At 40.3% G+C, this 13488-nt stretch carries 11 protein-coding genes; 4 read left to right on the top strand and 7 right to left on the bottom strand.

Going from position 1 to position 13488, the window contains the following annotated elements:
* Window positions 1-26 precede the first annotated feature (26 nt).
* Entirely contained in the window at window positions 27-1070 is a 1044-nt protein-coding gene (locus IT970_RS09470) for a S66 family peptidase (RefSeq protein WP_065978695.1), read from the top strand.
* Window positions 1071-1114: 44 nt separating this feature from the next.
* Here the strand turns inward: IT970_RS09470 and IT970_RS09465 are convergent, their stop codons facing one another.
* A complete protein-coding gene (locus IT970_RS09465; protein WP_074989299.1) occupies window positions 1115-1771 on the bottom strand; it encodes a nitroreductase family protein in 657 nt (218 codons plus the stop codon).
* A 103-nt stretch (window positions 1772-1874) separates the two neighbouring features.
* Here IT970_RS09465 and IT970_RS09460 point away from each other — a divergent pair, with 103 nt between their 5' ends.
* Window positions 1875-2813 carry a LysR family transcriptional regulator gene (locus IT970_RS09460; protein ID WP_036967684.1) on the top strand — a complete coding sequence of 313 codons (939 nt, stop codon included), beginning with the start codon at window positions 1875-1877 and terminating at the stop codon, window positions 2811-2813.
* Between the two features lie 166 nt (window positions 2814-2979).
* Here IT970_RS09460 and IT970_RS09455 read toward each other — a convergent pair whose 3' ends face one another.
* The 6 genes from IT970_RS09455 to IT970_RS09430 all read right to left on the bottom strand — a co-directional run bounded on the left by IT970_RS09455 (window position 2980) and on the right by IT970_RS09430 (window position 12673).
* Window positions 2980-4422 (bottom strand): serine hydrolase domain-containing protein, encoded by a 1443-nt coding sequence (locus IT970_RS09455; protein WP_196857272.1) that lies wholly within the window; start codon window positions 4420-4422, stop codon window positions 2980-2982.
* A 28-nt stretch (window positions 4423-4450) separates the two neighbouring features.
* Window positions 4451-5419, bottom strand: coding sequence for an alpha/beta hydrolase (locus tag IT970_RS09450; protein WP_051501751.1), 969 nt, complete (start codon window positions 5417-5419; stop codon window positions 4451-4453).
* A 113-nt stretch (window positions 5420-5532) separates the two neighbouring features.
* Complete coding sequence (locus IT970_RS09445) at window positions 5533-6396, bottom strand: D-Ala-D-Ala carboxypeptidase family metallohydrolase (RefSeq protein ID WP_196857271.1); 864 nt, start codon at window positions 6394-6396, stop codon at window positions 5533-5535.
* A gap of 8 nt (window positions 6397-6404) precedes the next feature.
* Window positions 6405-8024: a L,D-transpeptidase family protein gene (locus IT970_RS09440; RefSeq protein WP_036967694.1), complete on the bottom strand. Its 1620-nt coding sequence runs from the start codon at window positions 8022-8024 to the stop codon at window positions 6405-6407.
* A gap of 320 nt (window positions 8025-8344) precedes the next feature.
* Complete coding sequence (locus IT970_RS09435; protein WP_196857270.1) at window positions 8345-11497, bottom strand: efflux RND transporter permease subunit; 3153 nt, start codon at window positions 11495-11497, stop codon at window positions 8345-8347.
* Between the two features lie 3 nt (window positions 11498-11500).
* Window positions 11501-12673, bottom strand: coding sequence for an efflux RND transporter periplasmic adaptor subunit (locus tag IT970_RS09430; RefSeq protein WP_196857269.1), 1173 nt, complete (start codon window positions 12671-12673; stop codon window positions 11501-11503).
* A 162-nt stretch (window positions 12674-12835) separates the two neighbouring features.
* Between IT970_RS09430 and IT970_RS09425 the strand changes: the two genes are divergently transcribed.
* Window positions 12836-13084, top strand: coding sequence for a YkgJ family cysteine cluster protein (locus IT970_RS09425; RefSeq protein WP_180311637.1), 249 nt, complete (start codon window positions 12836-12838; stop codon window positions 13082-13084).
* 107 nt (window positions 13085-13191) lie between these two features.
* Window positions 13192-13443: a hypothetical protein gene (locus tag IT970_RS09420; protein WP_065978689.1), complete on the top strand. Its 252-nt coding sequence runs from the start codon at window positions 13192-13194 to the stop codon at window positions 13441-13443.
* Window positions 13444-13488 lie beyond the last annotated feature (45 nt).

Below are 13488 nucleotides of genomic sequence, written 5' to 3'. Positions count from 1 at the left end.
CTATTAACGATTATATAGAGGTGACAATGGCAAAAATTCACTACCCTAAAGCGCTTTCAAAAGGCGATAAAATAGCCATTTGCGCTTTTTCATCAGGGGTTGATCAAGCATATCACGCACGTTTAGATCTTGTGTTGGCGGGCTTAAAAGCAAAAGGCTTTCAAGTTATAGAAGGGGCATGCTTACGCGAAGCCCATAGTCCTGCAAAACAGCGTGCAGATGAATTAATGCAGTTTTTAACAGATGACTCAATTGCCGCTATCATGCCGCCATGGGGCGGCGATCTCACCATGGAAATTTTATCTTTACTTGATTTTAATGCGATAAGCCAAGCACAACCGAAGTGGTTAGTGGGATTTTCAGATATCAGTACATTTGCATGTGCTTTAACGACACGATGTGGTTGGGCAACACTGCACGCAGCAAATTTAATGCAAATTCACCCAGACGATCCTGATGAATACTTAGCAAATATTTTCAAAGCACTACAATTAGGTGAAAAAGGTCAATTAAATCAAGTGGCCTCACCTTATTACCAGCAGTCTGTTATAGATTATTCGCACCAGCCGCAGGCACAGTTTGATTTAACTGCACCGAGCCAATGGCGTTGTATAAACTACAAAGACACACGTAAAATTGAAGTGTCAGGGCGCTTGATAGGCGGCTGTTTAGATACGTTAGGTTTACTATTACCTTCTAATTACTACGCATTACATGAATTTAAAAAACAGTATGCACCTGAAGGACTTATTTTATATTTAGAAAATGCAGAGCTCAGCCCGATGGCACTTGCACGCTGTTTGTTATCGTTAAAATTGAATGATGTTTTTACCGATGTAAATGCCGTTGTGTTTGGTCGCAGCCCTGCAATAAATAACGACTGCTACTTTGATGAATACCAAGCAATTGAGCTCGCATTTAAAGGCAACTTATTTCCGGTTATTGTCGATGCAGACATTGGACATGTTGCGCCAAATTTAGCGCTTATTAATGGTGGTTTTGCAACGATTACTGCTGACTTAAGTGAAGGTATGGCGCGTAATGTGAAGGTCAATACAACGTTAAATTAAATATTACGCCTACGAGAGTAGGCGTAATAGAGGGCATGTAGCGCTTAAATCACTGAAATAATAGTATCTTTATCTAAACGCGATTTTGGTAATGCAGCATTATAATCTTGCTCAGGTTCGTGATAGCCAATTGCCAAAGCAACTTCACAGACATACCCATCTAGCTCATCAGCGAAAAGCTCACCGAGTAAATCTTTATCAACCCCTTCCATCGGAGTAGAGTCAATGCCTAAACGAGCCACGGCATGCATGGTATTGCCTAACGCAATATACGTTTGTGACTTAGTCCACTGTGCATTATTGCCTTGTTCATCGGTATTTAAATCAACAAAAGCAAAGGCACCAAAAGCGCTTTCTTTGTTTTCTGCTTTTGTACGGCCATTAGCAATGTCTGCCTCTATGACTTTTTCATAATCTTCACGTTTGTAGCGAGGGTTATAAGCAAATAATATAGTGTGTGAGGCGGCCTTTGCATGTAATTGATTAAACTGAAACTTGTTTGCAAAGCTGTCGTGTAAACGCTGTTTTGCTTGGTCTGATTCAATTACTACGAATTTCCATGGTTGCGAGTTAATCGATGAAGGAGTTAAGCGCAGTGCTTCTAAAATAACGGCCAAATCATCTTGGCTAATGCGTTTAGTTGCATCGTAGCGCTTGCTTGTATAACGGCGTTGTAAGTCTGAAATAATAGGGTGTGTCATGTAATTGCTCCCGCATGTTTAACAATATGTCTGAGTGTACGCCTTGCATACTTAGCGATAAAGCGCATAATTCAATAAACATTATCAAAAAATTTTAGTTAATATGTTGGTTGAAGATCTAAAATTAATCCTCAAGGTCGCTGAATTCCGCAGCATTACTACCGCTGCTGCAAAACTAGATATGCGCTCAGCAACAGCGAGTGCAGCAATAAAGCGTGTTGAGGCAGCTCTCGGTACTGAGTTATTTGTGCGAACAACGCGTCACTTGCGTTTATCAGCAGCTGGTGAGCGCTTTTTGCCTCAATGTCAGCAGGCAATTGCCATGCTTGAGCAAGCAACTCTTGCATTAAAAGGCGAGCATGATGAAATTGAAGGGGAGCTTAGAGTGGCGTTATCATCTGATCTGGGCCGTAATATGATTATTCCTTGGCTTGATGAATTATTAGATGAGTACCCCAAACTCAGTTTGAGACCGCATATCAGTGATAGTAATGTTGATTTTTACCGTGATTCAGTCGATTTTGCACTGCGCTATGGCTCGCCATCAGATTCCAATCTTTATGGTTTCAAAATTTGTAATGTGCCACGTATATTATGTGCAACCCCAGACTATTTAGCCAAGCATGGTATGCCTAAGCACCCAAATGATTTAAAACAACATCAGGGGCTTTTTTATCAACTGCAAGATATCATTAATAATGTCTGGGATTTTACTGACGGCACAGAACGTTTTAAGGTAAAAATGCAAGGTCGCCGTGCCTCGAATGATGGTGATTTAGTCAGACGATGGTGTGTTGCAGGGAAAGGCCTTGCAGTTAAATCATGCATTGATATCAGTGATGATTTGCTTAATGAACGTGTAATACCTGTTATGCAAGATTATCCGCATTTGTGTGCAGAGCTGTGGCTTATCTGTCCAAGTCGGCAATCAATTACACCTGCTGTTCGTTTAGTTCGGGATATATGCCGCGAAAAAACCAAAGCTATACTCAATCAACTGATTGAAAAGGGTATTTTAGATAAGCGGGTACTCGATAACTAATTATTTTAAGTATAGAATAATGAGGCTTTTTCATCTTTATGGCTAAGCAACATTCTCAGAGCAGGGTGAAATTCCCCTCAGGCTTTATACTTTAAATTAAAGTGAGCCCGCGAGCGCTTTAGTCATGCTAAAAGTAAAAAGAGGCCACGTGGCGTGGCTTCTTTTGTTATTGCAGTTTTTCAATCGCGTCGTGTGCACTGTTACTTTCTGGGTCTAGCGTGAGCGCTTTTTTGTAACTTGCTAATGCTTTTTGTTTATTACCGGCTGCTAAATATGCTTCACCTAAACTATCAAACGTATTTGCGGAATCTGGATAAGATTGATTGTTGAGTTCAAACACCGTGATTGCGGCGTCTAGCTCACCCATCTGCATTAATTCATAGCCAAAGTAGTTTAGCGACCTTTCTCTTGGCGTATTACCATCACTCACCATTTGCTGATAGGTTTTCTTTAGCCCTTCAATACCTTCACGTTTAAATACGTTATAAAGTTTGCTATCTACATGCTCTGTCGCTTTTTCGTAGGGTTTGTCATAGTAGATTGCAAGTAAGCCATTAGTCATGGGGGTGAGTGGCGCACCACCGGTATTATTTAAAATGATAACCAGTAATTTGTCTTCGATGATCCTACTTATAAATGCATTAAAACCATTGATGCCACCGCCATGTTGAATACGTGTCAGGGGTTTTCCATAGGTGCTTTTATCAAGGTTAGTTACTTCCCAACCAAGCGCATAATTTCTTTGCTCAGACACGTGATACATCTGCTTTTTATATTCTTTGTTCAATAACTTATCTGAGTAAAGGGCTTGATCCCATTTTAGTAAATCTCGTGCTGTTGAATACATAGACCCAGCAGCATACGGGATAGACATATCTAAGTAGTCTGTATTGCTGTAGCCAGTTAGGCCATTGTCGTAACCCGATACGCGAAATTTAATTATTTTATTGTGAGAATCATAGCCAGTGTCGTTCATTCCGAGTGGATCTAAAATATTCTTCTGTAATACGTCTTTGTATTTTTGACCCGTTACCTTTTCAATTACTGCACCTAAAATAAAGTAGCCTGAGTTGCTATAACGAAATTCAGTGCCGGGTTCGAACAATAGATCATCACTGCACAATAAGCGGATAAATTCATCAACGCTGTAGTTGTTTTTACTATATTCGTCGCGAAATGTTTTTAATTGAGTGTAATTACTAAGCCCAGAAGTATGGTTGAGTATTTGTCGAAGAGTAATTTTTGCTGCGATATCTTGCCTGTAATCAGGAAGGTACGTTGCCAGAGGTTCATCAAGTTTGAGCTTACCTTGTTGCGCAAGTTGTAAAATGAGCATGGCAGTAAATTGTTTTGTAATCGAACCTATTCTAAATTTACTTTTCTCGCTGTGCTCAATATCCCATTCAAAGTTTGCGTAGCCATAACTTTTTTCAAACAGTACTTTTCCATCTTTAGCGACTAGTACATTGCCATTGAACTGCTTGTAGTCATGAAAACCTTGAATAAAGTGAGCCATCTCAGTTTGCATATCTTGGCTGCGGGCAAGGCTTGTAAAAATAATTATTGAAATGATAAAGAGCAGTTTTATGTAATTTATAAATGTTTTCATTGCTGTCCTTGTTTTGTTTTGTGTTGGGTTACATTAATCGATGTAAAACCTCATTTCGCATGGCTTGATTGATAAGGCTTACCATTCTGACGTGATTTAAATTACTGTAATGCACCACTGAAACACTCTCATTTTGTAGCGCTTGCCAATAATATGCAGGACTTACTGTATCCCCATTACTCACATAGAGTATTGTTCTAGTTCTATAAGCTGGCTTTTTGTTAGTTAGTAGGGCGTTCAAATCGAGTTGAGATTTATCGATACCGCTGTCACTAATTACATTTTCTGCAGCGTTTTTAAAGTCATCATCTCTGACAAATAGGCTTAAGGTAGGTTGATAACTTTTAGCTACGGACATCAATGCTGAATCAAAGTTTACCATTGGCGCAATCATAATTTGTTGATTGATATTGGATATATTTTCAGCGAGTTGTATCGCTGCAATACTGCCCATAGAATAACTTAGAATATCGATTTGTTTATATTGGCTGTTACTTAAATAGTGTATTAATACATCAAGACTGTTTAAACCAAATTTAAATTCTTGGTACTGATTGCTTGCAGGCATAACGATGACATCTTTGCCCGTAAAGTGGCTGAGCCAACGCGCTTGAATGCTATATATCATACTATTTACACCGTGACCTGGGAAAAGAACAATCACTGAATCGTGGACCTTTTTTGTTCCATTTATTGAGGTTAAGGTTGTGTTAAAAGTTTCAATTACATCTTTAGAATTTAACTCAAAATAAAGCCTAAACTCTTGACCTTTCCCAAAATACTTTTTTAAATCATTGTTAGAAAAAGTTCTAAACGTTAAACAATGCTGTTTAGTTTTACATATTTTGGTGGGGAAACCTTTGTAAGCATCACTCAACATCTGATTGTCAGGGCCATCGAATGATATTTCCTGCACAGGTTTAGTCACTTGATAAGCAATAAAAGTCTGGCAACCACTGAGTAAGAAAATAAAAAAAGTACAGAGAATAAAACGCATAAGTCCCTTTATGATTATTATAGTATTTCCATTAATAACAGTAACTTATCAATCGAACGCCGATAATGCAATAATGATACATTTCGATTTCGGGACTATCAGTAATTTGTCAGTTACCACCTTGCGGTAAAGCCACGGTTGTCTATGTGTACAAAACCACCATGATGAGCCGCAGGTTTATAGCGGCCAATACCGCCAGTGTAGCGGCTTTGCTTTTGAAATTTTTCGAACAGTTTATAAAGTACATCGACATCGGCAATGGTGAGCTTGCCATCACCGTTTAAATCGTCCATGCGGCCATCGCCGTTTTCATCTATGTATAAATCAAAGGCATCACCATATTGATGACGACTGTGTCGTCCATTACCAATAGAGCGGTTGTAATGAGGCGTACGGTAGCCACTGATAAAGGCAAATTTAGTTACTTTAATTCCTTCACGTTGCACAAATTTAAGTAAATCTTCGAGCATCATTAACCCGTCGTTATTAACATAAAGGTATTTTGGGAAACCACTCACTTGTTTACAAATCACATTTCTAACTTGCACATGAGGTGTTAATTGGCGTGTTAAATCCTGCTCTGTTATTTCAATAAGCCCTGATGGGGCATTGTACTGTGGGTTGTTTTTGTATGGAGCAGGGTACGTGCCAATTTGGTAATTATTCAGTACTTTGTTTTTGGCGTTAAACGGCTTTTTTACAATAACCATTAAGGTGCGTTCAGCGTGTGAATTTGCCAGTACTAAAGAATAAAACCCTGCTTTTTCAGGAGCATAAACGGCGAGGCTTGCTGGGCCTAACCGTTCTGTTTTTACATCTGACACATCGGTAGCAGAAAAGTCAGCCGTGTTATCAAGGGTGAGCACTTCATTCGCATCCATTACAATACTGTGCAGCGAGTTGTTGAGCTCAAGTGCACTGATAGGCAGCGTTATGCATGCAAACAACGTACTGATAACCACTAGGCTAAATTTCATAGATACCTCTAGATTGAATCATTTGAAAGTGGCTTAGTGAGTTTTTTTAGTAACACAGGATCGCGATTATACACATCAGAGTAAAAATGCAGTCCATCATCTGTATTTGCAGCCACGGTCCAATACATTAAAAAGACATCAAGCGGGTTTGACAGGGTTACTTTTTGTGTCTCTTTAGCTGAGATAGCGTCATCAATTTTACTGCGAGACCAACCATCCGAGGTTCCTAATATTTTTTCAGCGAGTGTGAGTGGCTCATCAACCCGCACACAACCATGACTGAATGCACGTTGGTCTTGCTGGAATAAACTTTTTGCAGGAGTGTCGTGCAAATAAATTGAGTATTTATTTGGGAACATGAATTTGATTTGTCCCAGTGAATTATTTTCTGAAGGTTGCTGTACAAACCAATACGGGAAGTTTTTGCGGCTCGCATTAGCCCAGTCAATGCTCTTGCTATCTACGGGGTTACGGCGGCTATCTACTACCACAAAGTCCTTTTCATTTAGATAGTTGGGGTTATCTTTCATTTTCTTAATAATCCCTCCAGAAATACTCCGTGGTACTGTCCAAGTCGGGTTCATTACTATGTAACTCATTTGCCCTTTGAATATGGGGGTTTTTGTGTAGTTTTGGCCTACAACTACATTGGTTTTCCATTGAAGTTTGTTATCTTCGAACAGATAAAGCATATACCCCGCAATATTAACGATTAAAAAACGCTCGGTAATGGTGTTGTCTACCCAGCGAATGCGCTCTAAATTAACCAAGATATCATTAACATATTCACTGTAATCTCTATTGAGCAGCTTTATGGTTTCATTTCCTATCACACCATCGTCAGCAACTTGATGTAAATATTGGAATTTTTTAACAGCTTCAACAAGTTCATTGTCGTAACTGGTTTCATCTGAAATACCAGAAGAGTAGTAGTTTAAGCGTTGTAGTTTTTGTTTTAATAGTGGCACAGCGGGGTCTGATTGACCGGGTTTTAATACCTTATTTTGTAATGTGATATTTGCAAGCTCACCTTTGGTGTCAAGTTCGCGATAAAAAACCAATGCATCTTTCAAGGTTTTATAGTGGGGCAGAGTGGGTTTTAAATCATTAAGGCCTTTTTCGAGGCTTTTTGATTTTACATGTTTAAGCAGCGCTTTTGCAGCGGCATCTGGGGTGACATCAGACTGCTCGTAATTCCATGTGTCGGATAGTAGTTTAGGGTTCACTTTACCGCGAATCAGGTGTTTTGCGTAAGTCATGATGGCATCGGTCATCAGCACATCGAATTGTGCTTCGACGGCTTGCGTGCCGCGCTTGTCAATTTCTTTTGCCAATGCCATCAGCGTGTCAAAGTGGTAATCGTTAGGGAAAAGTCCTTCAAGCTCAGCTTGTGCAATTAAATTAAGCGCTTGTTTTGTGTACGCAAAATCAGACCAAACACGTTCAAAGTTATTTGCTTTGTAGGTGGCAACAGTCATTTCAGGGGAGTGGATTAGTTCGCTTTCTACAGAATGAGATTCGCCAATTAAAATAGGTTCAAGCTGTTGTTGTAAATATGGGTTTTCAGCCAGCGCAGGAATACAAAAAGATAAACAACTAACCAAGGCAGTGTAGCGAATAAATTTCATAGCTATGTCCTTATAACGTGTTTGTAAGAGTGACACTAATTAGCATTAATACTTAATTATTCAGAGGGGTAAAACCTGATGCTGACAGCGTTAAAAATTTCTGATTTTGAACAACGAAATTTTGCAGTGCTCGCGACGAGGGTTTTCGCCTAAAAATAACTCTTAGAATATGCAAATTAGTATTCTTTGAATTTGTTTCTTTTTTACACACTTAAGCTTAGCAAAGTTATGAAAATTTTAGGAACATATTTGTTTATTTTTTAACAAAAAACGCTTGGTAAGAAAGCTTACCAAGCGCTTGGTTGGGATAAGGAGAGGGCTTAGTTACTCGATGTCTGTAGTGGGGCATCAGGCGTTGCTTTTTTGCCTCTTAGTTTAGCAATTAAACGCTTGAAGTCTTCTAATGCTACGTACTGACATGGAATTAAAATTAATGTAATCACGGTCGCAAATAACACACCAAACGCCAGCGATACAGCCATTGGGATAACTATTTTGGCTTGTAAACTGGTTTCCATAATTATTGGCAATACACCTATAAATGTAGTGATCGACGTTAATAAAATGGCTCTAAAGCGGCGTGCCCCTGCTTGCATTACTGCCTCTTTAATTGCGACTCCTTCTGCTCGGGCTTTATTAACAAAATCGACCATTACGAGTGAATCATTCACAACTACACCTGCAACCGCAATAATGCCGAACACCGACAGGCTGCTCATGGTCATCCCTAAAATCATGTGACCAAACATGGCACCAATCACACCAAATGGAATAACCGACATGATAATAAATGGCTGAGAATATGAGCGAAGTGGAATCGCTAATAATGCAAAAATAATCATCATCGACAGAGCAAAATCACGTACTTGCTCAGCCACACTGTCCATTTCTTCTTGAATACGTCCTGCTACATTACTTTCTACACCTGGGTAGTTTTTAAGTAGGCTGGGTAAATACTCATCACGAATTTCTTTTGCGATTGCAAATGGTTCTGCTTGCTCGGTATTAACCGCAGCCCACACATTAACAGTACGCTTTGCATTTTCTCGGCGAATACGGTTAACCCCATCTACGATATTTACTTTAGCAACTTCTGCCAGCGGCACTTCAACACCCGTTGGCGTAATGATACGTGCATCGGTAATGTCGCTCACAGCATTGCGTGATTCTCGTGGATAGCGAATCATGACTTTGATCTCTTCACCTTCGCGAAGAATACGTTGTGCCTCTAATCCGTAGTAACTAAAACTCACTTGTGAAGCAACATCAGACAGTGTAAGACCTAAGCTATACGCAAGAGGTTTCAGTTCTAGCTGTACTTCATCGGTCGCCGATTGTAGTGAGTCATTAACGTCACCAACACCTTCCATGCTGTTAAGTTTCTCTTTAAGTTTTGCTGCGACTTCTTTTAGTTTGTTAATGTCTTTGCCTTCTAAGCGAAAACTTACATCGCCATCATCACGGCCGCCATTCATTATGCTGTCTTGAATGTTAAGTGTTTTTACACCAGGCAGTGGCGGCATTTGTTCACGCCATAACGCACTTAACTGAAATGTATCGATAGGGCGTAAGTCAGGCTCAACTAAAATAGCCATAATATTGGCATTGGTGCGACCTCGTAAGCTGACTGATAAGTCACGGATCATCGATTGACCATACTGCTCTTGCAGTTGCTTATCGACATTTAATATGACGTTTTCAATTGTTTTTGCTGTCTCAAGCGTTGCTTGCTCAGATGACGATAAGTTCATTTCGACTGAGATGCGCGGGAAGTCATGCGGAATTTTAGGGTTCGCAACAAACTTCACTAAACCACCTGCAAACATACCACCGCTCACAATAAGGACACAAATAAAGCCAACAATAACGGTATATCGATAGTGGATACAGTGACCAATAAATGGCGTGTAATAATTATCGACAAAGTTTTTCAAACCGTTATCCATACCTAAACGCAAACGATGTAAAGGGTTTTTAGGGTTGGCAGGCTTATTTTTCATTGCCGCTAGGTGAGCTGGTAAAATAAGTTTCGATTCAATCAAAGAGAAAATTAAACATAAAATAATTACCCCACCAATGGCTTTAGAGAACGCAGAACCAGGTCCCGACGCCAGTGTTTGCGGTAAGAATGCAGCAATGGTTGTTAGTACACCAAATGTAGCAGGAATGGCAACGCGTTTTACACCACGCACAACGTTATCAAGGCTATGGCCGTGTTTTTCAATTTCAGCACTGGCCGACTCACCGACCACAATGGCATCATCAACGACGATCCCCAGAACTAATATGAAGGCAAACAAGGATGCAAGGTTAACGGTGATATCTAAAAAGCCCATTGGCATCATTAAAAAAGCACCTAGGAAAGACACAGGCAACCCCATCATGACCCAAAATGCTAATCGCAATGGCAAGAATAGGGCGAGTACCACCATCACCAAAATACCCCCCCAAATCATATTATCGATCATCATATTTAGACGACCTTCAAGGTAGTAAGTTAAATCGACAATAGGTGATAATTTTACACCCTCTGGTAAGAGTGGGGCTTTATCAGCAAGGTACTGTTTAAGAACCGCTGCAACTTTGGTGATATCTTGATCTTTAGAGGCATTAACTTCAAACGTTAATGAGTTTTTGCCATTGTATTTTGAGTATTGCAGACCCTCTTCAAAGCCATCGTTCACGGTGGCTACATCGCCAAGTAGCACTTGTGCGCCATCGGGTAGGTGCAATAACGGGAGGTTTTCAAACTCTTTACCACGGTAAGCTTGGTTTTCAACACGCATTGAAATATAACCATTTTCAGAGCGAATTTGACCCGCCGACATATTTGCCGAAAAGCTACGCACGGCAGTCGCAATATCCCGGAACGTTAAACCATACTCGCGAAGTTTATCAGGGCTTATTTCAATGCCAATTTCATAATTTAGGCCACTGTGAAATTCAACTAAGTTGATTTGTGGTAACGCTTGAAGTTCATCTTTTATGTCGTTACCCAGCTCTTTTAATTGGTAATTGCTCATATCGCCATAAAGCGCCAAGATCATGACTTCTTGCTCGTACTTATCACGGCGAACAATAGGCCGTTCCATCTCTGCAGGAAAGGTATTAATTGAGTCAACTTGCATCTTGATTTCGTCAAGCACTTCTTGCGGATCGTATTGTTCTTCAATTTCGATCCAGGCTTGTGAAAACCCGCGGTTCGAATAGGTAATTAAGCGTTTAATACCTTCGAGTCCTTCAAGTGACTCTTCGACTTTTATTGTGATGCCTTCTTCGACTTCTTGTGGAGCAGCACCCGGATAAACAGCTTGAATGCTGATCCAGTTACTTTCAAACTGTGGGAACATCTGTTTACGAACAGACATAGCTGTTAGTAAACCGCCCACTAAAATAAAGATCATGAGGAGATTTGCTGCAACAGGGTTGCGAGCAAACCACGCGATTAAACCTTTTTCTCTTTGCGTGGTCATGGCTTAGTCCTCTTTTAACGCGAGTTGCGTGGTTGGCGCGCTTAACTCAGCGTTATCTAACTTTACTGCCATCCCCTCAGTGGGGTACTCAAGGGCTGAGGTAATGAGTTTTTCGCCATTCGCAAGGCCGTTATCCGCGATCACCATACCATTTTGTTCACGCACGATATGAAGGGTTTTAAATGTCAGTGTTTCGCCTTCTTGTAAAACGGCAATTTTGTTGTCTTTTACTAAGTGGTGTGGCACAACAATGGCATTATCTAAAGCGCGACCTTGAATAGTCGCGTTGATGTATGAGCCAAAACGTAATGGATTTTTTTGCTGGTAGGGCGTAGCAACTTGGGCAACTAAATAATTCATTCGACTGCGTTGGTCTACCACACCTTCAGTGCGAACAATGGAAGCTTGCCACGTGGTTTGTTTACCAGCAAACTCGGCGCTAATAGAAACGTTTGCACCAATACCTTGATTATCCAGATACTGTAAGTCTTTATCGGCAACGGGTAAGCGGATTTCAGCAAGTGAGGTAGAACTTAAACTGCCAAAGCTGTTACCCGGGTTAACAACACTGCCTAAACTAATTAAGCGTTCTTCGATAATGGCATCGTAAGGGGCTTTAATATAAGTACGTTCTAAGTTGCGTTTAGCACGCTTAACGCTTGCTTGCGCTGCACGGTAATTAGCAAGTTTTTCAGCGAGTTGTGGTTTACGTAGGTAAAGTTCAGAGGGAATAACTTGATGAGAGTCGCCTTTGATACGATCCCACTCAGCTTGCGCAACAGAAACTTGTGCACGTTCAATCTCCAGAGCAGAACTTGCTTGTGCAAGCCCAGCTTCGGCTTCGATAAGTGCTGCTTCGTAATCATTTGGGTCAATTCGTGCTAGAATGTCGCCTTGCTTAACAAATCCGCCTTGTACAAACTGATCAGAAAGCGATACAACTTGGCCGCTAACTTGCGCTACAAGCTCGGTGTGATTCTTTGGCTTAACAATGCCGTACGATTTTACATCGAGAGTAATCGTATCGAAGCTCAATGGTTTAATCGATACAAGCGGACGCGTATCTTGTTCTGGTTTTTCGACAGGGGCTTGCTTCATTGAGGCAAACGCAAAAGCCATTCCTAAGCCGCCGACTAAAACGGCAATAGGAAGAATGATTTGTTTTTTACTAGCCACGGGATATTCCCTCACGGTTGACGGTAATGATTAAATTTAAAATTTGTTAGGCTAAGCATACGCAATAAAGTGTTTACAAGGCGTTTGAAGATGTAACAAACCATTACACATATTACAAAGACGCGATAAAGGTTCTTAAAGAGGTACGTGATGACAGATAAAATGGCATGTAGATTAGGCTGTGGCGCCTGTTGTATTGCACCTAGTATTAGCTCACCCATTCCAGGGATGCCAAACGGCAAAGCGGCCGGAGAGCGCTGTATTCAGCTTGATGAGAATAATTTGTGTAAATTATTTGGTGATGCCTCAAGGCCAAAGGTGTGTAGCGACTTTTCTGCCACGATAGATGTGTGTGGCACGACTAACGAACAAGCATTGTATTTAATTACCGAACTTGAACAGATGACATAAATTTGGCTGTTGTTGCTGAAAAGCTTTAAACAATATTTATCATAAAACATTTAGCAAGCTGGTTCTATTTTAGTTACGATACACTGATTTTGTAATTAAGGAAGAATATGAGACACACATCCAATGAAGCGTGGTTATTTTTGTTGTTAGTTGTATTAGCTATCGTCATGCCATTCATTATCGGTTTAGTGGTGGTAAAAACTTACCGAAGATTTAAACCCATAGAACAGGCTGATACGGATTCTGTATCGATTATGAGTTCGATTGAAAGCAAAGATAGTTTTTTTAAAATATTATTTGTGGGTTTTTTAGTTAGCTCTCCGATATTTTATGGCTTATATCATTCATTTTTAGCCTAAGAATGTTATTGAAAATGCCAGTCTTATTGACTGGCATTTTTGGTT

The organism is Pseudoalteromonas sp. A41-2, from assembly GCF_015767615.1.
GTDB lineage: Bacteria > Pseudomonadota > Gammaproteobacteria > Enterobacterales > Alteromonadaceae > Pseudoalteromonas > Pseudoalteromonas lipolytica.
The sequence above is the reverse complement of the archived record's forward strand: the minus strand, read 5'-3'. Positions and strand labels throughout refer to the sequence as shown.

What these genes read in the sequence shown, in the direction of transcription:
- IT970_RS09470 (WP_065978695.1), top strand. Translation starts at nt 27, where the DNA reads ATGGCAAAAATTCACTACCCTAAAGCGCTTTCAAAAGGCGATAAAATA.
- IT970_RS09445 (WP_196857271.1), bottom strand. Translation starts at nt 6,396, where the DNA reads ATGAAATTTAGCCTAGTGGTTATCAGTACGTTGTTTGCATGCATAACG.
- IT970_RS09420 (WP_065978689.1), top strand. Translation starts at nt 13,192, where the DNA reads ATGAGACACACATCCAATGAAGCGTGGTTATTTTTGTTGTTAGTTGTA.
- IT970_RS09450 (WP_051501751.1), bottom strand. Translation starts at nt 5,419, where the DNA reads ATGCGTTTTATTCTCTGTACTTTTTTTATTTTCTTACTCAGTGGTTGC.
- IT970_RS09460 (WP_036967684.1), top strand. Translation starts at nt 1,875, where the DNA reads ATGTTGGTTGAAGATCTAAAATTAATCCTCAAGGTCGCTGAATTCCGC.
- IT970_RS09465 (WP_074989299.1), bottom strand. Translation starts at nt 1,771, where the DNA reads ATGACACACCCTATTATTTCAGACTTACAACGCCGTTATACAAGCAAG.
- IT970_RS09435 (WP_196857270.1), bottom strand. Translation starts at nt 11,497, where the DNA reads ATGACCACGCAAAGAGAAAAAGGTTTAATCGCGTGGTTTGCTCGCAAC.
- IT970_RS09455 (WP_196857272.1), bottom strand. Translation starts at nt 4,422, where the DNA reads ATGAAAACATTTATAAATTACATAAAACTGCTCTTTATCATTTCAATA.
- IT970_RS09440 (WP_036967694.1), bottom strand. Translation starts at nt 8,024, where the DNA reads ATGAAATTTATTCGCTACACTGCCTTGGTTAGTTGTTTATCTTTTTGT.
- IT970_RS09425 (WP_180311637.1), top strand. Translation starts at nt 12,836, where the DNA reads ATGGCATGTAGATTAGGCTGTGGCGCCTGTTGTATTGCACCTAGTATT.